Origin of the sequence: Pseudomonas viridiflava (genome assembly GCF_001642795.1) — a bacterium.
Taxonomy (GTDB): domain Bacteria; phylum Pseudomonadota; class Gammaproteobacteria; order Pseudomonadales; family Pseudomonadaceae; genus Aquipseudomonas; species Aquipseudomonas viridiflava.
On record NZ_LKEH01000043.1, the window covers coordinates 249 to 22,247 of the forward strand.

18 protein-coding genes are annotated in these 21,999 nt (G+C 59.6%); 16 read left to right on the forward strand and 2 right to left on the reverse strand.

Annotation, left to right across the window (positions count from 1 at the left end):
- Window positions 1–135: 135 nt before the first annotated feature.
- Window positions 136–1,023: a threonine/homoserine exporter RhtA gene (rhtA, locus tag AO065_RS20370; RefSeq protein WP_004887114.1), complete on the forward strand. Its 888-nt coding sequence runs from the start codon at window positions 136–138 to the stop codon at window positions 1,021–1,023.
- Between the two features lie 173 nt (window positions 1,024–1,196).
- A complete protein-coding gene (locus AO065_RS20375) occupies window positions 1,197–1,511 on the forward strand; it encodes a hypothetical protein (RefSeq protein ID WP_004887113.1) in 315 nt (104 codons plus the stop codon).
- A gap of 24 nt (window positions 1,512–1,535) precedes the next feature.
- Here the strand turns inward: AO065_RS20375 and AO065_RS20380 are convergent, their stop codons facing one another.
- Together AO065_RS20380 and AO065_RS20385 are read right to left on the reverse strand one after the other, a co-directional pair.
- On the reverse strand, window positions 1,536–3,344 hold the full coding sequence (locus AO065_RS20380) for an aminopeptidase P family protein (protein WP_004887110.1): 1,809 nt from the start codon (window positions 3,342–3,344) through the stop codon (window positions 1,536–1,538).
- Between the two features lie 57 nt (window positions 3,345–3,401).
- Window positions 3,402–4,580, reverse strand: a complete 1,179-nt coding sequence (locus AO065_RS20385; protein WP_063921084.1) for a cysteine desulfurase family protein — start codon at window positions 4,578–4,580, stop codon at window positions 3,402–3,404.
- Window positions 4,581–5,546: 966 nt separating this feature from the next.
- Here AO065_RS20385 and AO065_RS20390 point away from each other — a divergent pair.
- From AO065_RS20390 to AO065_RS20455, 14 genes are all read left to right on the forward strand, one after another.
- A complete protein-coding gene (locus AO065_RS20390; protein WP_004887106.1) occupies window positions 5,547–6,347 on the forward strand; it encodes a hypothetical protein in 801 nt (266 codons plus the stop codon).
- Window positions 6,348–6,392: 45 nt separating this feature from the next.
- On the forward strand, window positions 6,393–7,514 hold the full coding sequence (locus AO065_RS20395; protein ID WP_004887104.1) for a DegT/DnrJ/EryC1/StrS family aminotransferase: 1,122 nt from the start codon (window positions 6,393–6,395) through the stop codon (window positions 7,512–7,514).
- A gap of 5 nt (window positions 7,515–7,519) precedes the next feature.
- Window positions 7,520–9,034, forward strand: coding sequence for a lipopolysaccharide biosynthesis protein (locus AO065_RS20400; RefSeq protein WP_004887102.1), 1,515 nt, complete (start codon window positions 7,520–7,522; stop codon window positions 9,032–9,034).
- A gap of 3 nt (window positions 9,035–9,037) precedes the next feature.
- Complete coding sequence (locus AO065_RS20405; RefSeq protein ID WP_004887101.1) at window positions 9,038–9,979, forward strand: glycosyltransferase family 2 protein; 942 nt, start codon at window positions 9,038–9,040, stop codon at window positions 9,977–9,979.
- Complete coding sequence (locus tag AO065_RS20410) at window positions 9,969–10,421, forward strand: low molecular weight protein-tyrosine-phosphatase (RefSeq protein WP_004887099.1); 453 nt, start codon at window positions 9,969–9,971, stop codon at window positions 10,419–10,421. Before AO065_RS20405 ends, AO065_RS20410 begins: the two co-directional genes overlap by 11 nt.
- Window positions 10,422–12,638, forward strand: coding sequence for a polysaccharide biosynthesis tyrosine autokinase (locus tag AO065_RS20415; RefSeq protein WP_004887097.1), 2,217 nt, complete (start codon window positions 10,422–10,424; stop codon window positions 12,636–12,638).
- Window positions 12,639–12,682: 44 nt separating this feature from the next.
- Window positions 12,683–13,471 carry a WbqC family protein gene (locus AO065_RS20420; RefSeq protein WP_004887095.1) on the forward strand — a complete coding sequence of 263 codons (789 nt, stop codon included), beginning with the start codon at window positions 12,683–12,685 and terminating at the stop codon, window positions 13,469–13,471.
- A 5-nt stretch (window positions 13,472–13,476) separates the two neighbouring features.
- Window positions 13,477–13,989 carry a transcription/translation regulatory transformer protein RfaH gene (gene rfaH, locus AO065_RS20425; RefSeq protein WP_054540902.1) on the forward strand — a complete coding sequence of 171 codons (513 nt, stop codon included), beginning with the start codon at window positions 13,477–13,479 and terminating at the stop codon, window positions 13,987–13,989.
- Window positions 13,990–14,315: 326 nt separating this feature from the next.
- Window positions 14,316–15,317: a glycosyltransferase gene (locus AO065_RS20430; protein ID WP_054540901.1), complete on the forward strand. Its 1,002-nt coding sequence runs from the start codon at window positions 14,316–14,318 to the stop codon at window positions 15,315–15,317.
- On the forward strand, window positions 15,314–16,564 hold the full coding sequence (locus AO065_RS20435; protein ID WP_004887081.1) for a glycosyltransferase family 4 protein: 1,251 nt from the start codon (window positions 15,314–15,316) through the stop codon (window positions 16,562–16,564). The genes AO065_RS20430 and AO065_RS20435 overlap by 4 nt, the downstream gene beginning before the upstream one ends.
- Window positions 16,565–16,652: 88 nt before the next feature.
- Window positions 16,653–18,029 carry a hypothetical protein gene (locus tag AO065_RS20440; protein WP_050562205.1) on the forward strand — a complete coding sequence of 459 codons (1,377 nt, stop codon included), beginning with the start codon at window positions 16,653–16,655 and terminating at the stop codon, window positions 18,027–18,029.
- Between the two features lie 18 nt (window positions 18,030–18,047).
- Window positions 18,048–19,163 carry a glycosyltransferase family 4 protein gene (locus AO065_RS20445; protein ID WP_004887077.1) on the forward strand — a complete coding sequence of 372 codons (1,116 nt, stop codon included), beginning with the start codon at window positions 18,048–18,050 and terminating at the stop codon, window positions 19,161–19,163.
- A gap of 73 nt (window positions 19,164–19,236) precedes the next feature.
- On the forward strand, window positions 19,237–20,457 hold the full coding sequence (locus tag AO065_RS20450; protein WP_004887076.1) for a glycosyltransferase family 4 protein: 1,221 nt from the start codon (window positions 19,237–19,239) through the stop codon (window positions 20,455–20,457).
- A 12-nt stretch (window positions 20,458–20,469) separates the two neighbouring features.
- Entirely contained in the window at window positions 20,470–21,879 is a 1,410-nt protein-coding gene (locus AO065_RS20455) for an undecaprenyl-phosphate glucose phosphotransferase (RefSeq protein WP_004887075.1), read from the forward strand.
- The last annotated feature ends 120 nt before the right edge of the window (window positions 21,880–21,999 follow it).

The window sequence follows — 21,999 nt, forward strand, 5'->3', positions numbered from 1 at the left end:
CCCCGAAAAATAGATAGTCAACGTCGCTGCTATATAGAAGGGAATACGCAGATGCGCAATATATTGCCCAAATGGCGATTATTCAGCATCATGTGCATGCCTCATTTCACCGCCCTGACAGGACGCTTTACCGACATGTCTGCCAAATCCAGCAACATCGCACCCCTTCTGTTTCCTCTGGGGTTGCTGATCATCGCAATGATATCGATCCAGAGCGGTGCATCTCTGGCCAAGAGCCTTTTCCCGGTAGTCGGCGCCCAGGGAACAACCGCATTGCGTCTTATCTTTGCCAGCCTGATTCTTCTATTAGTGTTACGCCCGTGGCGCGCACGCCTCACGGCAAGGTCACTGCGCACAGTAATGCTCTACGGCATTTCGCTGGGCAGCATGAACATGCTCTTCTATATGTCATTGCAGACCGTACCACTGGGTATCGCCGTCGCGCTCGAATTCACGGGCCCACTCGCCGTGGCACTGTGGGCCTCACGCAAGTTGATCGATTTCCTCTGGGTGGCCCTGGCGGTGATCGGCCTCCTGTTGCTCATCCCCATAGGAGAATCGAGTGCAAGTATCGATCTGGTGGGAGCAGGTTATGCGCTGGGAGCAGGCGCCTGCTGGGCGGCCTACATTGTGTTCGGACAGAAAGCCGGCGCAGATAACGGCATTCAGACCGCAGCGCTGGGTGTCACGATCGCGGCTCTCTTCATAGCGCCCATCGGCGTGGTGCATGCGGGGGCCGCCTTGCTGGATGTTTCGCTTATCCCCGCCGCACTGGGCGTCGCGGTTCTCTCGACTGCCCTGCCCTACAGCCTGGAAATGGTTGCACTGACCCGAATGTCGGCACGCACCTTCGGCACGCTCGCCAGTCTGGAGCCGGTATTTGCGGCGTTGTCAGGGCTGATTTTTCTGCATGAGGATCTTTCGTTCACCCAATGGATGGCCATCGGCGCAATCATCGTCGCCTCGATTGGAGCGACGTTGGGCTCGACACCGACCAAACCCCAGCTGGTGCCCGCGGACTGAACGTCTTTATCAGGAACCAGTCACAAGGCACTGGTAATTGTCACGCGCTTGAGCCATGTTTAGGCCGTAGCCCATCTCATTTTCGAGATCCGGTCTGTGTGTCATCTACGAAACGCATAATAAGAAACTCAGGCACGTAAGGCGCTCAAGTAATGGTTTGCTTAAGGAAAGGAATGAAATTCATCTTTATCGCAGTGGCCGTTCTGGCCATGGCGGGTTGTGCGGCAACCTCGAAACCCGTCAAGCAGACCAAGCGCGGGATTCACATCAACTGTTCCGGGCTTTCATCGTCCTGGGCCAAATGCTACGAACTCGCGACCAATACCTGCCAGTCAGGGACCTTCAGGGTCATCGCCAAGTCGGGTGACACAGAGGCAGAGCCGGAGGATTACCCGTTCGGCCTCAATCCGGCCGGCTACACCAGTCGCAGCATGATCATCGTCTGTAAAAAAGGCTCATCGCTGAGCAATGAGTTGCCGAAGTCCTGAGACCGCGGCAACCGACACCCTTGATCAAATCGCAGCGGTTCGCGCCTGCAGCCACTGCAGCGCAGCGCCTTCAAGCAGCGGGCTTAAACGTTGATTGACGTGCGCGTGGTAATCATTGAGCCACTGCCGCTCTTCAAGACTCAGCATCGAAAGCTCGATGCATCGCGTATCGATCGGGCAAAGGGTCAAGGTTTCGAACTTCAGAAACTCACCGAACTCGGTCTTCCCCGCTTCCTGGTTGATCACCAGATTCTCGATACGCACGCCCCAGCGTCCCGGCCTGTAGGTTCCCGGCTCGATTGACGTGATCATGCCCGCAAGCATGGCCGTCTGAGGGGTGGCCGGTGCCTGATAGGCGATGACTTGCGGCCCCTCGTGTACGTTCAGGAAATAGCCGACTCCATGACCGGTGCCATGGCCGTAGTTGACACCCTCGGTCCAGAGCGGTGCACGGGCAATGGCGTCCAGCAGAGGCGAAAGAATGCCCTTGGGGAAATGCGTACGCGAAAGCGCGATGACGCCTTTCAGCACGCGGGCGCAATCTTGCTTCTGCTCGAGGGAGGGCGTGCCTATCGCGACCATACGGGTGATATCTGTCGTACCGCCCAGGTATTGTCCGCCAGAGTCGATCAGCAACAGGCCGTCACCTTCGATCTGCGCGTGCTCGGCTTCGGTAGCCCGGTAATGCGGCATGGCACCGTTGGCATTGAAACCTGCGATGGTCGCGAAACTGGCAGTGATGTAACCCGGACGGCGTTCGCGCGCCGCGGTCAGTTTTTCATCAATGGTCAGTTCGCTGACCGGCTGCTGTCCCAACGCGCTGTCCAGCCAGGCGAAGAACTCACAAAGCGCCGCGCCATCCTGCTCCATGGCCTGACGAATATGCCCGGTGTCGGCCTCGGTCTTCTGCGACTTCAGCAAGGTACTTGGATTCAGCCCTTCGACCAGGGTGACTTCGCTGTCCAGATAGTCCAGCAGCCCGCAAGTCACGCGAGCCGGGTCGACCAGCAGCCCTGCCGACTTTGGCAGCTCACGCAACGCGGCACCGATTTGCGTGTACTCCATCAGGTTGACGCCATCCTGCTCCAGATGGCGACGGACCTCGGCGCTCACTTTCTTCGAGTCGACAAACAATGTGACGCTTTGCGGGCCAATCAGGGCGAACGAGATAAACACCGGATTGTACGAAACGTCGGAACCGCGCAGATTGAACAGCCAGGCAATGTCATCCAGCGTCGGAACGAAATGCCAGTCCGCGCCCTTTTCGCTCATCGCCTTGCGAACCAGATTCAGCTTGTCGCGGCGCGAGACCGATGCCTGGGGCGGCAGATGTTCGTAGACCGGGCTGACCGGCAACGCCGGGCGATCCTGCCAGAGTTCGATGAGCAGATCGATGTCGGTCCGCAACCGGGCACCGCGCGCATACAGCTTGCTCGCCAGGGTGCGTGAAGACGCTACCGCCAGCACAGCACCGTCAACCGCAACCACAGTCTCGGCAGTCGCCTGATCAGCGAGCCATTCAAGTGGCCCTTGCTGACCGGGAATCAATTTGACCAGTTCGATGCCACTGCCGGCCAGTTCCTTGGTTGCCTGCTCCCAATAGCGACTGTCCGCCCACACGCCAGCGAAACTCTGGGTAATGATCAGCGTGCCCACGGAGCCATGAAAACCCGACAACCACTGGCGCCCTTGCCAGTAACCGGGCAGGTACTCGGAGAGATGAGGGTCTGCCGACGGCACCAGATAGGCATCGATGCGCTCCCTGCTCATCAAGGCGCGCGTTAGCGCCAATCGTTCTGCCACGGTGTTACTGGCGCTCGCTTGCGTACTCATTGGTTCTCCTGCTGACCGAAAATGGCGGCTATCACCCGTCAGATAATGGAGCACTCCTCAAGCGTGAGCAACCGCCCAGAAAGCAGGCTGGATGACGCTTGCACGAATCGCCTCGGCAGCACGGCGGATATCCTGCTCGCGGGTAAAGCGCCCGATGCTCAGGCGGATGGTCTGACTGGCTGCCTGCGGGCTAAGGCCCAGTGCAAGCAGTACGTGCGAGGGGGTATTTTTGGCTGAATTGCACGCCGATGTCGAAGAGAACGCGAGGTGCTGCGCCAGTGCAGCGGCATTCAAATCATGGTTACCAAATGTGAGGCTCAGCGTGTGGGCAATCCTTTTTGAAGGACTGCCATTGATACAGAGACCGGGAATGCCACGCAGTTGCTCGAGAAGCAGGCCATTAAAGCGCTCGATTTCCGAGAGCTCCTGATCAAACGTCTCGCCTGCCAACGCAAACGCAGCGCCCATCCCCGCAATCTGATGGGTGGCCAGGGTACCGGAACGCAATCCAGATTCATGTCCTCCGCCATGAATCTGCGCCAGAACACGCTGCTCCGCGCGGGGGCCGACGTACAAGGCACCAATGCCTTTGGGCCCGTAGATCTTGTGAGCGGAAAATGACATCAGGTCGACCGCAAGGCTGCTCAGATCAATCGCGACCTTGCCGGCGCCCTGTGCCGCATCGACATGCAGCAACGCGCCGTGACCGCGAACCCGCCGACCGATCTCGGCGACGTCATTGACCGCCCCCAACTCATTGTTGACCAGCATCAGTGACACCAGAAAGGTGTCCTCACGCAAGGCAGCACTGACGGCATCGGCGCTGATCAGACCATCGGCATCAGGCGCCAGGTACGTGACGGTGAAACCACCTGCCTGCAGCTGCTGCGCCGTATCGAGCACAGCCTTGTGTTCGATCTGACTGGTGATGATGTGCCCGCCGGGCTTGCCAAGGCGCCCTGCCCGTTCCTGAGCGACACCCTTCAGGGCCAGATTGTTGGACTCTGTCGCTCCGGAGGTCCAGATGATCTGTGAGGCCCGAGCCCCCACCAGACCTGCGACCTGTTGACGAGCGTTCTCGACCGCAAGGCGGGCGCTCCGTCCGAAGCCATGGGAACTGGAAGCGGGATTTCCGAAATTGCCCGAGAGACCCAGGCACTCGACCATCACCTTGATGACGCGCTCGTCGACAGGCGTGGTGGCGGCGTAATCGAAATACAGGGCTGACTCTTTCATGACGGTTCCTCTGACTGGCGTGGCCTGTGCGATGCAGTGTTCGAACTCGCTAAAGCGTCATCGCAACCAGACCTGTAACGTCATGATGCACGATTCGATATAGAACCAAAAATTATCAATTGATATTTATATATTCTTTTTATGAATATAAGACGAATCGCAGACTGCGATTCAGAGAATTGATAGAGGGTCGTCACCCGCGACGGCCGCTCTGTCATCTGTCCGATACCGCCGAGGTTTTCAGAAAGTTCGGCAGCGCGCCATGCCCAGGCGCATCTTCCACTCCCGCAAAACGCCCCACTTGACTGCACTGACCGTCACTTCAGGCACGCACCAATAATAAAACCCGCTTTATCGTCAATTGAGACAACTGCAAACAGTGATTAATTTGAGTCAGTCTTCGATCACTGCGTTGACAGGAATCACGCACTGTAAAGACGCCTGAAAACTGTCAATTCACAGGCCTTGCATAATGTTTGTTTTTTGACGCCCAATAAAATCAACGGGTTAATAATTGCGTGAAACCATTTATCAAAAATTTAACAGAAAGCTGACGAAATAATTTGACAGAATCGCTGACGCTACCAATATATAGCACTGTCAGGCACCTCCTGGTTTGTACGCTAATGCCACAGTGCACGGCGCTGGATGTTGTCAAGCTGTCGCTATTTGTTGTTCTGCCCGCGAAGTTAGTTGTTTCCACAGTGCCTTATCGGCGCTGGTGGATGTCTGTTGACTCATAAAAGCCTTGAATTTACTGAGCGCGCTCGGTGTGGCGGTAGCATTGCCTGAAGCAATCCGCCACGTGCCGTCGGTTCAAGAAGTGTCGCGTGGGCATTCGTTGGATAGATGTAGAGCATGGATCGCATGATTCGGGCGGTAGCGTGCCCGATAGACCGTTTTTCCACTCAGCAGCCAGTTGTATGTATTGGGTTGTCCGCCTCCCCTGAACCGAGGTGCCACTGAATGCCCTGCCTACCCGATTTCGATACGCAACATGTTCAACATTTGGCCCAGGACATGGATACCCAGGGTTTCGCACGATTAAAGAACGTACTCAACGACACCGACCTTGAGCAACTGAGAGCCTTTACCGACCGACAGGCTTCGCAGCACCCCGGTGAGTACTTCGCCTATCACGGTGAATCAGCCTTGAGTGAAAGTCTGTTGGCCAGTCTGTGGTCGACGCCTGAATTCAAACACCTGCTGGGCCAGCTTTATGAGCATGGCGCGCAGCGGCAAAGCATCAGCGATCAGATCTTTCCTGTGTTGCGCTGCGTTCAGGGCGAACAGGGGTTGCGTGAGTCCAATTGCTTTCACTACGACGCCAGTCTGGTGACCGCGCTGATTCCGATCTACATCCCGACCGAGGGAGAGGAATGCGGCGACCTGATGCTGTTCCCCAATCTGCGTAACGTCCGCCAACACATCGCGCTCAACATCATCGAGAAGTCGCTGCTGCAAAACCGCCTCACGCGCTGGGCCATGCGGGTTGCGATCAGGCACGAATGGCTCAAGCCCAAGGTACTGAAACTGCAACCCGGCGATATCTACCTGTTCTGGGGTTATCGCACCCTGCACGCCAATCAGGCCTGCGGCCCGGGTCTTAAACGTGTAACGGCGATCTTCCATTTCGGTGACCCACACAGTGGCAGCCGGGTGACCCGCCTGATTCTCGACCATACCCAGCAACGGGCTGCACGTGTCAGCGCGCAGACCGGTATTTCGCCTCCGGAAACCGATACACGGCAATCGCCAATGCTCTGAATCAACCCTCGCTACACAGTGATACACGGGAACATGGAGGCTTCGATGATTAACGTGACCAAGACTTACCTTGGTGATATCGACAAGTTCAAGCGGTATGTCGAGGGGATCTATGCACGCGGCTGGCTGACCAATCACGGTCCGCTGGCCGGCGAGCTTGAAAACAGACTCAAGGAATACCTGGGGGTCCGGCACATCATCCTGACCAATAACGGCACGCTTGCCCTGCAGGTGGCGTACCGCGCGTTGGGCCTGAGTGGCAGTGCAGTGACGACGCCGTTCAGCTTCGTGGCGACCAGCAGTTCGTTGCAGTGGGAAGGCATACGGCCGATCTTTGCAGATATCGACCCCGGCACGTGGAACATCTCGCCCCGGCACATTGAAAGCCGTATCGAAGAAGACACCACCGCAATCGTCGGCACCCATGTGTTTGGTAATCCGTGCGCGGTGGACGCAATCGAGGAGATCGCACGCAGGCACAAACTCAAGGTTGTGTATGACGGCGCCCATGCGTTTGCCGTGCGTCACGCCGGTCAGTCAGTGCTCAACCGGGGTGATATCAGCACGCTCAGTTTTCATGCGACCAAGCTGTTCCACACCATTGAAGGCGGCGCGATCATCACCAATGATGACGAACTGGCCAGACGCGCGTACCTGCTGTGCAATTTCGGTATTGCTGACGTCGACAAGATCGACGGCATCGGCATCAACGCCAAGCTCAACGAGTTCTCGGCGGCCATGGGTCTGTGCATTCTGGACAACATCGAGAACATCCTCGAAGAACGTGCCGAGATTGCCCATCGCTACACCTCGCGGCTTGAAAACTATCTGGACCTGCAGGAAACACAGGCCGACAGCGAGCTGAACCACAGCTATTACCCGATCGGCCTGCGTGACGAACAGGCGCTGCTGGAGGTGCGGTCGGCGCTCAACCTGCGCGAGATCAACCCTCGGCGCTACTTCTATCCGTCGCTCGACACCCTCGAGTACCTGCAACCGCAACCAGGACAGCCCGTCTCCCGCGCGTTGAGCGAGCGCGTGCTGTGCCTGCCGATCTACCCCGGTCTGCTCAAGGACGACCAGGACCGGATCATCCAGACCCTGCTCGAATCCTGCAGCCTGGACCGCCTGAGTTACCAAAGCCCTGTCATTGCCCAGGTCATTTGATAGACATGTCCAGCAAACGGTCCGTGATTCGCAACACCGCCCTGAACTACATCGGTCAGGCCTACGTCCTGCTGGTCGGAATTCTGATCCTGCCCTTCTACCTCGGCCATCTTGGCGCTGAAGTCTATGGACTGATCGGGTTCTTCACCGTGCTGCAGGCATGGCTGCAACTGCTCGACGCAGGATTGTCACCCAGCCTGGTGCGTGCCGTGGCCCATGGACAGGGAGCGCCTGCCAGTGAACATGCGGCGGGCCGTCTGCTGCGCTCCTTCGAGCTTATGTTCCTGCCGATGGCGATCATCAGTTGCACGACGATCTACCTGGCCAGCTCGTGGATTGCGACCCACTGGCTCAACGCCAATACGCTGCAACCACAGACGCTGATCAACTGCATCGGCCTGATGGGCGTGGTGATTGCGCTGCGGCTGTATTCGACCCTGTACAAAAGCGGTATCCAGGGCCTTGAGCAGCATGCCTGGCTGAATGCAGTCAACGTGCTGATTGCCACCCTGCGCTATTTCGGCGGCCTGGTGCTGGTCAGCCAGTTCTCGCAGGACCCGCAGGACTTCTTCGAGTTTCAGGTCGTCGTGGGGCTGATCGAAGCCTTGATCTTCGCGACCCGGGCCTGGCAGCAAATGCCGGTTGCACACTGGTCCGACGGTTTCGACTGGCAACGGGTCAGGCCGATTCTGCCGTTCGCGGCGAGCATGTCGCTCAGCGCGGTGTTGTGGATCGTGCTGACCCAGATGGACAAGGCGTTGCTGTCCAGCCTGCTGCCGCTGGACCAGTACGGTTATTTCTCGCTCGTGGCGTTGATGACCACCGGCATCATGATGCTGACCAACCCGCTGGTGCAGACCCTGCTGCCGCGCCTGACCGTACTGATGGCCGAAGGCAGACGCGACGACATGCACGCCCTGTTTCTGGCGGCCCACCGTTTCGTCTGCACCTTTCTGTTTCCACTGGCGGCAGTCATTGCGCTGCATGCCGAACCGCTGGTGCTCGCCTGGACAGGCGATGCAGACGCCGCGCGCTGGAGCCGGCCGATCCTGAGTTGGTACGCGCTGGGCAGCGCGATCATGGCGGCCAGCGCCTTTCAGTTCTACCTGCAGTACGCCTACGGCCAGATGCACCTGCACCTCTGGTACAGCGTCATTTCAGCCGTCATCACCGTGCCGACCCTGTTTCTGGCCATTCACTTTCAAGGCGTATACGGCGCGGCGCTGGCCTGGTTCTTTCTGCGTGCAGCGTCGTTCGCCATCTGGCCGATGATCGTCCACCAACGTCTCGCACCGGGCATTCATGGTCAGTGGCTGCGCGACATCCTGCGCATCAGTGTGATGACCGCAGCGGGCCTTTTCATCAGCCAGCCGGTGTTCGACCTGATCGCCGGTCAGAGCCGCACCAGCCTGTTTCTGGCCTTGGCGGCGAGCGGCTTCATCACCCTTGCGCTGGTCGCCGCGAGCTACAAGCCACTGGCATTGAAGATCTACATCTTGTTCAGCAAACCGAGTACATGAGCCATGGATGTCACTGCAAAAAAAGCCGGCACGACGCGTCCGGAGCACCAGCCGCCGCTGCTGAGTATCGTTTGCCCAGCCTACAATCAGGAAGCGTTCATCGCCCAGACGCTGGATGGCTTTCTGTCCCAGCAAACCTCATTCAGCTACGAGATTCTGGTCCACGACGATGCGTCCACCGACGGCACGGCCCGTATCATTGCGCAGTACACCGAACGCCACCCGACGATCATCCGGGCCTTCTATCAACAGACCAACCAGTACAGCCAGGGCATTCCCTGCGTGCCGAATCTGTTCGCCAAGGCGCGCGGGCGTTACATCGCCTACTGCGAGGCCGACGACTACTGGACCGACCCGCGCAAGCTGCAACTGCAGGTGGACTTTCTTGAAAGCCATCCCGACTACGTCATTACCTACCACGACGCGTTCGCATTCGACGAGAACGGCCAGTACGGCATTCAGTTGCAAGGTGATCTGCGCGCCGACGCCACCAGCCTGGAGCTGCAGCAGGCGCGCCGCATTTCGACCCTGACCACCTGCTTTCGCAATGTATTCAGCGCCATGCCACCCGAACTGCACATTCGCATCGCGCCGTTGAACGATCTGTGCTGGTGGTCGCTGCTGGGTGCCTACGGCAAGGGCAAGTTCATCGCCGAGATCAAGCCGGCTGCTTACCGATTGCATCCGGGCGGCGTGTTCTCGATGCGCAGCGACAAACGCAAGTTGCACATGAGTCTGCAGACCTGTTCGAGCCTGGCCAACTACTACAACCGCCTGGGTAACCAGGCACTGTACGAATACTTCCTGATGCAGACGGTCTGCCTGTCGCTGTCGGCGCTGGAGCCGCGCCATAAGCTGCAGACGCTGTTGATGGTGGCGCGCAACTTTGCCGTCAACCTGAGCAAACGACTCTGGTCCGGCACCGGCAAAGCCCATGTTCAGTAACGTGCTGGTGGTGTGCGTTGGCAACATCTGCCGCAGCCCGATGGCTGTCGCGCTGTTGCGTCACCGCCTGGCAGACCCGGAAGTGCGCATTCAATCGGCAGGCATTGCCGCCCTGTCCGGCTCGGCCATGGACCCGCTGGCCAAGGCCGTCCTGCAGTCGCATCAGGTGCCGACCCGCCGCCATGAGGCGCGACAGGTGAACCGGCATCTGCTGCATCAGGCGGACCTGATCCTGCTCATGGAGCAGGCGCATTTTTCGCGAATTCTCAAGCTGGCGCCGGAAGTGCGCGGCAGAACCTTCCTGCTCGGCAAATGGCAGCACACGCTGGAAATAGCAGACCCGTATCGACGACCCAAGTCAGCCTTTGAACAGACCTATCAGCATCTCTCGCGATGCATCGATGACTGGCTCCCCCATCTTCAGTCAGGAGAAACAAGATAAATGACCGTCATGAACCGTCCCTCCCTGGACTACTACCAGGACACCCGGATCGATCTGGCAACTATCTTGCGCATGTTGTTCGATCACAAGGCCTTGATCATCTGGACTGTCAGCCTGTTTTTCCTGGCCGGGCTTGCGTATGCGATTCTCGCCACGCCGGTGTTTCAGGCCAGCGCGATGATTCAGATCGAGCCGAAGAAAGTCGGTATCGAGGGCACACCCGAGGTCAACAACAAGCCGTCGTCGGTGTCCCAGGCCACCACTGAAATCGAGCTGATCAAATCCCGAGCCCTGCTTGGCAAGGTGGTGGACGACCTGAAACTGAATCTGGTCCAGACGCCCGATTTCTTTCCGGTCATCGGTCCCTATCTCTATCGCACGTTCAAGCCTGAATACGACGGTGCGCTGGCCGAGCCGCTGTTCGGCCTGACCCAGTACGCCTGGGGCGGCGAGAAAATCGATGTCTTCCAGCTGGAAGTACCCGAAGCCCTGCTGGGCGAAAAGCTGACGCTGGTGGCAGGCAACCCCGGCCAGTTTTCGCTGTATGACAGCGATCACAACCTGTTGCTCAGTGGCGCCATCAACCGGATCGTCGAGGGTAACGGCGTGAAGATTCAGGTCGCTGCCTTGCATGCGCACCCTGGCACCGAATTCACCATTTCGCGCCAGCGAACCCTGACCTCGGCACTGATCTACCAGAATCGCCTGAAGATCACCGAAGCAGGCAAGGATTCGGGGATCATTTACCTGTCCATCGAGGATCAGGACGCCGACAAGGCCAACAAGATTCTGGACGAGGTCAGCCACCTCTATGTGCGCCAGAACGTTGAGCGCAGCTCTGCCGAAGCCGCACAGCGCCTGCAGTTCCTGCGCTCGCAACTGCCCATGGTGCGCAAGCAGCTGGAAGAGTCCGAAGTGGCCCTGAACAACTTTCAGACCAGTGCCAAATCGGTGGACCTGAGCATCGAGACCAAAGGTGTGCTGGATCAGGTGGTCAAGCTGGACTCGATGCTGTCGGAACTCAAGCTCAAGCGCGTCGAGATCGAACGCCTGTACACCCAGGAACACCCGACCTATCGCAGTCTGATGAGTCAGATGAGCCAGCTTGAACAGCAGAAACAGGGCTTGCTGAAGAAGATCGAGGCCCTGCCGATGACGCAACAGGAACTGCTGCGTCTGACCCGCGACATGCAGGTCACCAGCCAGACCTACACCCTGATGCTCAACAAGAGCCAGGAGCAGGACATTCTGCGCGCAGGAAGCATCGGTAACGTGCGGGTGATCGACAACGCCGATACCAACGTCGAACGGCCGGTCAAGCCGATGAAAACCCTGGTTGTGCTGCTGGCCACGCTGGTCGGGGCACTGGTAGCGGTGACCATCATCTTTGTTCGCCAGGCCTTCTACCGCGGCGTGGAAAGCGCCGAGGTCATCGAAAACAGCGGCATGCCGGTGTATGCGTCGCTGCCCTACTCTCGCCAGCAGGACCGTCTGGAGAAAACCACCAAGGGCGGCGGCGCGCCCAAGGAATCAAAGCTGCTGAGCATTGCGGCGCCCAATGAACTGGCTATCGAGTCTTTGCGCAGCCTGCGCACCAGCCTGCATTTCGCGATGCTCGAAGCGCGCAACAACGTGCTGATGATTTCCAGCCCGTCGCCCGGCGCGGGCAAGTCGTTCGTGTCCAGCAACCTGGCAGCGATCATTGCCCAGACCGGCAAACGCGTACTGCTCATCGACGCCGACATGCGCAAGGGCTACCTGCACCGGATCTTCGGCCTGCAACCCAAACACGGTCTGTCCGACACCCTGGCTGCCCGATTGAAATGCACCGAGGTGATCAATCACACCCAGATTCGCCATCTGGACTTTATCTCCTGCGGCTTCGCGGCGCCCAACCCTTCCGAACTGCTGATGCACGACAACTTCAACAAGATGCTCACCGAGCTGTCGCCGTTGTACGACCTGATCCTGGTGGACACCCCGCCCATCCTCGCGGTAACCGATGCCACGCTGGTCGGCCGTCAGGCGGGCACCTGCCTGCTGGTCGCACGCTTCGGCATCACCACGCTCAAGGAAATCGAGGCCTGCAAACGCCGGCTCGGCCAGAACGGCATTCTGATCAAAGGCGCCATCTTCAACGCCGTAGTCCGCAAGGCAACCACCTCGGACTACGACTGCGCGGCGTATGGCTACAACTACCACCCCGTCAACAAATGAACGCCCCGGATAACGCTCTCTTCAAGCCCTAAAAGGAATTAACCATGGCCAGAACCGTAGCAATGATGCAGCCCTACCTGTTTCCCTATCTGGGCTACTTCCAGTTGATCGCAGCCGCTGATGTCTTCGTCCTGGGCGACGACCTGCAGTACATCCGGGCGGGCTGGGTAAATCGCAACCGGATCCTGAGCAACGGCCAGGCCCGACTGATCACCTTCCCGCTGAAGAAGGATCACTTCGAGCTGCCCATCATGCAGCGCAGCCTGATCGACAATTTTTCCGACGAAGCCAGTCGGCTGATCAATGTCATCGCTCAGAACTATCGCCGGGCGCCGTACTTTGCGCAGGTGATGCCGTTGCTGGAGCGACTGATCCGCCATCCGCAATACAACCTGGCGCTGTATGCGGAAAACACCTTGCGTGAGCTGTGCGCTTATCTGCAGATCGATACGCCGATCATTCGCGGCTCCGATCTGAAGATCAACCAATGCACCGACAGGCAGGATCGGGTGATCCGGGTGGCACACGCGCTGTCCGCCACCTCGGTGCTCAACCCGCTGGGCGGCATGCAGCTTTACGACCGCGACCGCTTTGCCCGCAACGGTCTGCTGCTGCGCTTTTTCTCCATGCGTCCCGTCACGTACCCGCAACTGGGCCAGCCCTTCGTCAGTGACCTGTCGATCATTGACGTGCTGATGTTCAACAGTCTGGAACAGGTGCAGGCGCTGCTGAGCCAGTGCACGACCCACGATCTGCAGGTTGCCAACGATCCGTTCGTGCGGATCGGTCAGGACCCGACACTTGCCCCTTCCTCGCAACTGGCAGCGGAGTGAGTCCCATGTCCTTATCCGAACGTCCCGCCCGCTGGTATCTGATCCAGACCAAACCCCGCCAGGAAGCCCGTGCCGAAGAGCACCTGCAGCGCCAGCATTTCGAGTGCTACCGGCCACTCAAGTCGGGGGAAAGAAAGCGCAGCAACCGGACTTCGGTCGAAGAGGAACTGTTCCCGGGCTACCTGTTCATCCGCATGGATCAGGTGCATGACAACTGGTACCCGATCCGCTCGACACGTGGAGTGGCACGCATCGTCACCTTCGGCGGACACCCGGTGCCGGTGCGTGACGAGTTGATCGAGCAGATCCGCCAGCGGTTGTCTGCATCGGCGCCAAGAATGGTGTTTACCCAGGGCGAGCCGGTGCTGATCAAGACGGGTGGTTTTTGCGACGTCGAAGCCATCTTCCTGGCCACCGACGGCACCGAGCGCGCCGTGATCCTGCTCAACATGCTGCAACGTCAGCAGAAAGTCGTGCTGCCGATCAGCAGTCTGGCACGGATGGAAGCGCGGGTTTGAGGGTTCGCGCAGTGCAGCAGTAACGCCAGGTCTGGCAACAAACATCGCCTCGTATCTACAACACGTGATCTGCTGAGTGAACAGGCTTTTTGTGGGAGGCGGCTTGCCGGCGACGAACGATGACATGTTTTTCCTGACATACCGCGTCGACCGAATCGCCGGCAAGCCGCCTCCCACAGTCAGGGGTTTGCTGCTGGACAGCGCTACGTCGAAGACGTAGTGGCGCGTCTCACATGAGATCGCCGTCATTCAATAAGCGCGTGCCTGCCAGCCACTCACACCACGACCATCGACAGTCCCCTTCACGCCAACACCGGAAACAGACCATGACCCACCGGACCACCCTGGTGACGCTCACCTATGGTGATCGTTTCAACTATCTGCACACGCTGGTCAGCCGTTCGCTGGAAAGCCCGCTGATCGAGCGGGTCATCATCGTCAGTAACGCTTCGGTCGCGCCGCTGCAGAATCTGAGCAGCAAGTGGCCCGGTCAGGTCGAAGTCATCCGGCTGGAACACAACACCGGTTCGGCACACGGCTATTCAGTCGGCATCCAGGCCGCGCTGGATGCCGGGGCCGAATACATCTGGCTGATGGATGACGACAACGCACCTACCATCAACGCCATCGAAGTGCTTCACCATCATCTCCACCAGCGAGAAGTCATCGATGGCCGGGACAAGACGGCAGTGCTCGGGTTTCGTCCCACGCATCAGGCTGACATTGCAGCCGGCGTACCCCGACGATTCGCCGTTCAACTGAGGTCCAGCTTCTTCGGTTTTCACATCGCCCAGCTGCCTTACAAGATCTGGCGCCGTCTGCCCTGGGGCAAGCCTGCGGCCGATCACACTGTGCCGCAGACCGTTCAGTTGCCCTTTGCCACCTACGGCGGATTGCTGGCCCATCGCAGCCTTTACATCAAGATCGGCCTGCCACTGGAAGCGCTGAAGCTGTACGCCGATGACAGTGAATACACCTGGCGGATCACCGCCGGTGGCGGGCGGATTTATCTGGTGCCCGAGGCGCTGCTCGATGACCTGGAAGACTCCTGGAACATCAAGGCGCGCACCCGCAATGTCTACGAAAACTATTTGCTGGCCGGCTCGGATCTGCGCGCCTATTACGGCGCACGCAACCAGGCCTGGTTCGACAAAAACGTCTGGGCGTCGTCCCCTCTGCTCTACCGACTCAACCGCTGGGTGTTTTTCTGCCTGCTGCGCGTGATCGCCAGGCGTTGTGATGCCGCGCAGCGTCTGAGCCTGATCGAGCAGGCCATCAACGATGGCGAAGCTGGCGTGCTGGGCCTCAACAGGTCATATCCTCTATGAAAATCCTCTTCATCAGCAGCCTCTACGCACCCGACATCGGCGGCGGCGCGGAAATCATTTTGCAGCGCACCGTAGAAGGCCTGCAGAAACGCGGCCACGCGGTCGCCGTGCTGGCCACCACCGATCAGCCGGGATTGCACATGACGGCGGTCAACCAGATCAAGGTCTACCGCGCCGGTCTGCATAACCTGTACTGGCATTTCACGGCGCAGCGGCCCGGCCGCCTGATCCGACTCGGCTGGCACCTGCGTGACCGCTACAACGTGAGCATGCGCGAGTACGTTAGTCAGGTCATGGAAATGGAGCAGCCGGACCTGGTGGTGTGCCACAACCTGACCGGCTGGTCGGTCTCGGCATGGGATGAAATCACTGCGTCAGGCCGCCCCATCGTTCAGGTGCTTCATGACCTCTATCTGCTCTGCCCCAGCAGCACCATGTTCAAGAAAGGCCACAGCTGCCAGCGCCAATGCGTGATGTGCAAGCAGTTTCGCAAGGGCCATGACGAGCGTTCAGCCCAGGTCAGCACGGTGGTAGGCGTCAGCCAGTACATGCTCGACACCTTGCAGGCCCAGGGCTATTTCAAGGGCGCCAAAGGCTACGTGGTGCACAACGCAAGCCCCATCCCGTTGGCCCTGCCACAGCAGCGCATTATTGATCCGCAAACGGCAGAGCCGACCAACGCGCCATTGCGCTTCGGCTATCTGGGCACCCTGTCGGATTCCAAGGGCGTGGGCTGGCTGATCGATCAGTTCCAGCATCTGCCATTCAACGCGACGCTGCAGATCGCCGGACGCGGGCAGATCAACGATGAGAAACGCTTCAAGGCAATGGTGACTTCACCGAACATCAGTTTTGTCGGTTACCAGAAGCCCGAAGCGTTCTACAGCCAGATCGACGTGGCGGTGGTGCCGTCCATCTGGAACGAGCCTTTCGGCATGGTGGCGGTGGAGGCCTGCGCCTATTCCCGTCCGGTCATCGCCAGCCGCATGGGTGGATTGACGGAAATCATCCAGGACCAGCTCAACGGTCTGTTGTGCAGCCCGGACGATCCCGATTCGCTGGGGCTGGCGATGCTCAAGCTGCACCAGCAGCCCAGCCTGCTGGCACGCCTCAGTGCCCAGGCGCGTAACAGTGTCGCGTCGCTGCTGAACCTGGACCTGATGCTGGACCAGTACGAGACGCTCTTTGCCCAGACCGTGCTCGACAGCATCACAACGCCCGACCAGCGTCAGTACAACCCTGTCTAGGGTCGGGCCATTCACGGCGCAGTGACCTTCATCGGCACGTGCTCCGCCAGACCCTGCGGCGCAGCGTGCTTCCCGACTGAGACAAGACATGTCAAAGCCACCCGCACCCCGTCGACGACGATCATTGACGGTCTTTCTGCTGGGGCTGTTCACCAGCCTTTTCGCCACGGGCGAGGAACAATTCATCATCGGCGTCGACACGCAACTGATGAGCAGCGATAGCCTGCCGACGCAGGCGCTCGATTTGCTGGAGCGTGCAGGCGTCAACTCGGTACGCGACAGTGCGTACTGGACCCATGTCGAACCCAGGCGCGGCTTTCTGCGCATCGATCCGCTCTGGCAGGCCTACCTGAACAGGGTTCGCCAGCATCACTTGAGGCCGCTGCTGATGCTGGGTTACGGCAACCCCTTTTATGACAACCACGCAAAACCGCGTCATCCCGTCGTGCGCCAGGCATTCGGCAACTACGTGAGTTTCGTCACACAGGAGCTGGCCAACCGGGTCGATCTTTACGAAATCTGGAACGAGTGGGACCGGGAAAACCCAGTCGATGCCTGGGCGGCGAAGGACTACAGCACGCTGGTCGAGGAAACCGTGGCGCGCCTCAGAGCACAGAAAAAGCCGGTCACGATTCTGGCGGGTGCCGTCACCAGCCTGGGGATGGAGCTGGGGTTCGCCGAGCAGCTGATCCAGAACGGCCTGCTCAATCAGATAGATGGTCTGTCATTGCATCCCTATGTGCACTGCCGGACCGAACAGCGCCACACGCCCGAGCGCTGGATTGCCTGGCTGCGCTGGGTCGATGCCGACCTGCGCGCACTGGCGACCCGTCCGGTGCCGTTGTACCTGACCGAGATGGGCTGGCCGACCGGCACCAGCGAATGCAGCGTCAACGAACAGCACCAGGCCGCCTTTCTGGCGCGCAGCTTCTTTCTTGCCCGCACGCTGCCGGACATCAAGGGGCTTTGGTGGCACGGACTGATCGACAGCGGCACTGACAGTGAAGACCCGCAGCAGAACTTCGGCCTGCTCAGGAAAGACCTGAGCGCGAAGCCTGCCTACGCGACGCTCAAGGCCATCAGCAGGACCTTGATGGATTACCAGTACGACGCCGAGAGAAGCCAGGAAATGGATTCGACGTACCTGCTCAGGTTCAACCGCGGGCAGGAGCAGATTCTGGTGGCCTGGACCACCGGCGCGCCGCGCCTGACCCATGTCGAAGCCAGCAGCGTGCAGCGCGGCAACGTTGAAATGATCGACAGCGGTCGGCCGGAAAAGGGCCGCTTCGAAACCGATACGCCCTGGAACTGCGCCGACGGCCGCTGTTCGGCCCAGGTCCGGATCGACGAATTTCCAAAAATCATCAGCCTGGGCATAAGGCCTGCGCTGTTCGCCCAACAAGAACGGGATCGAAGGTCACACGGCCTTCAAAAAAGCACCCGCATTCACCCTACATCACCATGACCTTGCAGGATGCTTGAGATGATCTTTATCAATTCACGGTTTCTCACCCAGGACGTCAGTGGCGTTCAGCGTTATGCCGAGCAGATCTGCATGGCGCTGAAAAAGCTGCGCAGCGATCTGGTGTTCGTCGCGCCTCACGGCATCAAACTGCATGAAAGTGCCAAAGCGCTGAACGTACAGTGCATCGGTAACAACAAGGGTCATCTCTGGGAGCAGATCGACTTGCCGCTGTACCTGCGGCGGCAGAAAAACCCGCTGCTGATCTCCATCAGCAGTACCGGCCCGATGTTCTACCGGAACCAGATCGCCACCCATCACGACATCAATTACGTACGCTTTCCGCAGAGCTATACCCGGCTCTTCCGACTGGCCTACCGCACCATCACCCCAATCCTTCTTTCACGCATCAAAACCCTGGTGACCAGCAGCAGCTTCTCCAGAGGCGAGATCTCGCAGTTTTACGGGTTCCCCGAAAACAGGGTGCTGATCGTGCCGGCAGCGGTGAGCGACAGCTTCCGGCCACGCCCCGTGCAGCCCGATGCCCCGAAATACCTGCTGGCGGTGTCCTCGCCCGCCGCGCACAAGAACTTCAATCGCATGATCCAGGCCTTTCTCAGCCTGCGGGACCACAACGACTTGCAGTTGCACATTGTGGGCGCCGCCACCGGCATCTTCGCCGACCCCAACCTGCAACGCCTGGCCTGCCGTGATCCACGCATTCGGTTTCTGGGGCGGCTCAGCGACGCCGAACTGATCGAGCAGTATCAGGGTGCGACCGCGTTTGTGTTTCCGTCCTTGTACGAAGGCTTCGGCATACCGCCGCTGGAAGCCCAGGCGTGCGGCTGTCCAGTACTGGCCGCCAACGCTGCCTCGATTCCGGAAGTGCTGCAGGCCAGTGCGCTGTATTTCGATCCGCTGGACGTCAGCCACATGGCGGCGGCCATGCACCGGGTACTGGTCGACGCCCCGCTGCGCGATGCGTTGCGCCTGCACGGGCTGAACAACGTGAAACGCTTTTCCTGGGAATTGTCCGCGCACCGCCTTTCCCAGCGCATCGATGCCCTGATGGAACCTGAACCGGTGCTGCTCGGCAAACAGCGCATCAGTCCCGAATCCTCTTCAAGCAAACCCTGAACCAATAACAGCAACGTCAAGGCGCGCCCTGTCGCGCCTGCAGTAGAGCGAGCGAATACAGCAAGGAATCTCCATGAGAATTGCGATCGTCCACGACTGGCTGGTGACTTATGCCGGTGCCGAGCGTGTGCTGGCTTCACTGATCAATATCTGGCCGGAAGCCGACCTGTTTGCCGTGATTGATTTCCTGAGCGATGAAGACCGCGCTCACCTGCACGGCAAGGTCGCCACCACCACGTTCATCCAGAACCTGCCAAACGCCAGAAAACGCTACCAGCGCTACCTGCCCCTGATGCCGCTGGCCATCGAGCAACTGGACCTGTCCGGTTACGACCTGATCATCAGCAGCAGCCATGCCGTGGCCAAGGGCGTGCTGAGCGGGCCGGATCAATTGCACATCAGCTACATCCATTCACCGATTCGTTATGCCTGGGACCTGCAACACCAGTACCTGCGCGAAGCGGGGTTGAACACCGGCATCAAGGGCCGGCTGGCGCGGCTGATACTGCATTACATCCGCCTGTGGGACCAGCGCACCTCGGCCGGTGTGGACGCCTTCATTGCCAACTCGGGGTTTATCGGCGCACGTATATGCAAGGCGTATCGACGCGAATCGACGGTCATCTACCCACCGGTCGATACGCTCGGGTTCACCGCCAACGGCACGCGCGGCGACTTCTATTTCACCGCCTCGCGCATGGTGCCCTACAAGCGCATGCCGATGATTGTCGAAGCCTTCGCTGCCATGCCGGACAAACGTCTGATCATGATCGGCGATGGGCCTGACCTGGCCAAGGCGCAGGCCATCGCGCGCCTGGCGCCCAACATCACGCTGATGGGTTTCCAGCCGGCGAGCGTTCTGATCGAGCACATGCGCACCGCCAAAGCCTTCGTGTTCGCGGCCGAAGAGGATTTCGGCATCAGTCCGGTGGAAGCCCAGGCCTGCGGCACACCGGTGATCGCCTTCGGCAAGGGCGGTGCACTGGAGACCGTTCGCGGGCTGGACCATCCACATCCTACCGGGGTGTTCTATCCGCAGCAGACGGTTGAATCACTGATCGCAGCAGTCAACGAGTTCGAGAGCGCGCAGGCGCGAATCACCGTACAGGCCTGTCGCGCCAACGCCGAGCGGTTCTCGATTGCCCGCTTCGAGCAGGAAGTCAAAGCCTTCGTCGACGACCACCTGGCCGCCGCGCACCTGTCCCGCCTGCCTGCGCAGCCCTGGACACCCCAGACCTCGCAGAGTCTTGCCAGCGAGTTGCCGTCCCGAGTCGTTCCCATCAAATCCGTTTGAGCGAGCACCGTCATGCGCACCTCCGTTCGCGGCATTCTGCATGCCCATCAGTCAGCGCTGTCGGTCGCCCACCGCCTGCTGGATCTGGCAGTCATCGTACTGATCGGGTACTGGCAAAGCCGGCTGGCAATGATCGACAGCACCGAGGCCTGGCTGCATATCATTCTGGCTGTACTGGTGTTTCACTGGGTCGGCGAGTACCACCAGCTTTACGGCTCCTGGCGCGGCGAGCGCATCCTGCGCGAGCTGACCAAGGTGTTCAATTACTGGGCGCTGACCTTCATCAGTCTGTTGTCGGTGGATTATCTGCTGCTCAACCGCGACAACCTGCCGGATGACGGGCAGATGACCTGGTTCGCGCTGGTGCTGGCGATCCTGTGTGGTTATCGCCTGCTGATCCGCCTGCTGCTGCACAGCCTGCGACGCCACGGTTTCAACACCCGGCGCGTGGCGATTGTCGGCACCGGTCAGGTCGGCGAGCGGCTGGCCCAGTCGATATCCAGCGCGCCCTGGATGGGCCTGAATCTGCTGGGCTTCTACGACTCGAATCCGCAGCAGATGAACCTGAGTGCCACTGGCAGACGTGTGCCGGTGCTCGGCGATCTCGAGCAACTGGTCGAAGACGCCCGCCAGGGCCGGATCGACAAGGTGTACATCACCCTGGCGTTCAGTGCCGAACCGCACCTGCGTGAACTGATCACCGGCCTCAGTGATACCACCGCCTCGGTGTACCTGATACCGGACGTGTTCATGTTCGAGCTGTTGCACGCACGCAGCGAGAGTATCAACGGGCTGGCCAGCATCAGCATTTTCGACTCGCCCATGGACGGCGCCTGGAGCGTGGTCAAGCGTGCTGAAGACATCCTGCTGTCCAGTCTGATTCTGGTGCTGATCGCGATTCCACTGTTGTTGATCGCCCTGGCCATCAAGCTGACGTCGAAAGGCCCGGTGCTGTTTCGCCAGCGCCGTTACGGGCTGGACGGCCGCCCCATCATGGTCTGGAAATTCCGCAGCATGAACGTTCAGGAAAATGGCGACGTGGTGCGCCAGGCCACACGCAATGACAAACGAATCACGCCGCTGGGTGCGTTCCTGCGCCGCACGTCGCTGGATGAACTGCCGCAGTTTTTCAATGTGCTGCGCGGCGACATGTCCATCGTCGGCCCGCGTCCGCATGCCGTGGCCCACAACGAGCAGTACCGCAGACAGGTCAGCGGCTACATGTTGCGCCACAAGGTCAAACCGGGCATCACCGGCTGGGCGCAGATCAACGGCTGGCGTGGCGAAACCGACACGCTGGACAAGATGCGCAAACGGGTCGAGTTCGATCTGGAATACATCGAGCACTGGTCGATCTGGCTGGACCTGAAAATCATTCTGTTGACGCTGTTCAAGGGCTTCTTCAACAAGAACGCCTTCTGACATTCCATTGACTAGACGACGGCTCCGGCAGCCTTTGCCCGGAGGGAGGTATGTGCGCGCGCTAAAAACGATCACGACGTGGACCGGTGCTGCTGCCGGTAGTGGAAATGGACGTAACGA

Coding starts and splice junctions, on each gene's coding strand:
- AO065_RS20415 (WP_004887097.1), top strand. CDS start 10,422: ATGACCGTCATGAACCGTCCCTCCCTGGACTACTACCAGGACACCCGG.
- AO065_RS20435 (WP_004887081.1), top strand. CDS start 15,314: ATGAAAATCCTCTTCATCAGCAGCCTCTACGCACCCGACATCGGCGGC.
- AO065_RS20405 (WP_004887101.1), top strand. CDS start 9,038: ATGGATGTCACTGCAAAAAAAGCCGGCACGACGCGTCCGGAGCACCAG.
- AO065_RS20440 (WP_050562205.1), top strand. CDS start 16,653: ATGTCAAAGCCACCCGCACCCCGTCGACGACGATCATTGACGGTCTTT.
- AO065_RS20450 (WP_004887076.1), top strand. CDS start 19,237: ATGAGAATTGCGATCGTCCACGACTGGCTGGTGACTTATGCCGGTGCC.
- AO065_RS20445 (WP_004887077.1), top strand. CDS start 18,048: ATGATCTTTATCAATTCACGGTTTCTCACCCAGGACGTCAGTGGCGTT.
- AO065_RS20410 (WP_004887099.1), top strand. CDS start 9,969: ATGTTCAGTAACGTGCTGGTGGTGTGCGTTGGCAACATCTGCCGCAGC.
- AO065_RS20375 (WP_004887113.1), top strand. CDS start 1,197: ATGAAATTCATCTTTATCGCAGTGGCCGTTCTGGCCATGGCGGGTTGT.
- AO065_RS20455 (WP_004887075.1), top strand. CDS start 20,470: ATGCGCACCTCCGTTCGCGGCATTCTGCATGCCCATCAGTCAGCGCTG.
- AO065_RS20430 (WP_054540901.1), top strand. CDS start 14,316: ATGACCCACCGGACCACCCTGGTGACGCTCACCTATGGTGATCGTTTC.
- rhtA (WP_004887114.1), top strand. CDS start 136: ATGTCTGCCAAATCCAGCAACATCGCACCCCTTCTGTTTCCTCTGGGG.
- AO065_RS20395 (WP_004887104.1), top strand. CDS start 6,393: ATGATTAACGTGACCAAGACTTACCTTGGTGATATCGACAAGTTCAAG.
- rfaH (WP_054540902.1), top strand. CDS start 13,477: ATGTCCTTATCCGAACGTCCCGCCCGCTGGTATCTGATCCAGACCAAA.
- AO065_RS20400 (WP_004887102.1), top strand. CDS start 7,520: ATGTCCAGCAAACGGTCCGTGATTCGCAACACCGCCCTGAACTACATC.
- AO065_RS20390 (WP_004887106.1), top strand. CDS start 5,547: ATGCCCTGCCTACCCGATTTCGATACGCAACATGTTCAACATTTGGCC.
- AO065_RS20380 (WP_004887110.1), bottom strand. CDS start 3,344: ATGAGTACGCAAGCGAGCGCCAGTAACACCGTGGCAGAACGATTGGCG.
- AO065_RS20385 (WP_063921084.1), bottom strand. CDS start 4,580: ATGAAAGAGTCAGCCCTGTATTTCGATTACGCCGCCACCACGCCTGTC.
- AO065_RS20420 (WP_004887095.1), top strand. CDS start 12,683: ATGGCCAGAACCGTAGCAATGATGCAGCCCTACCTGTTTCCCTATCTG.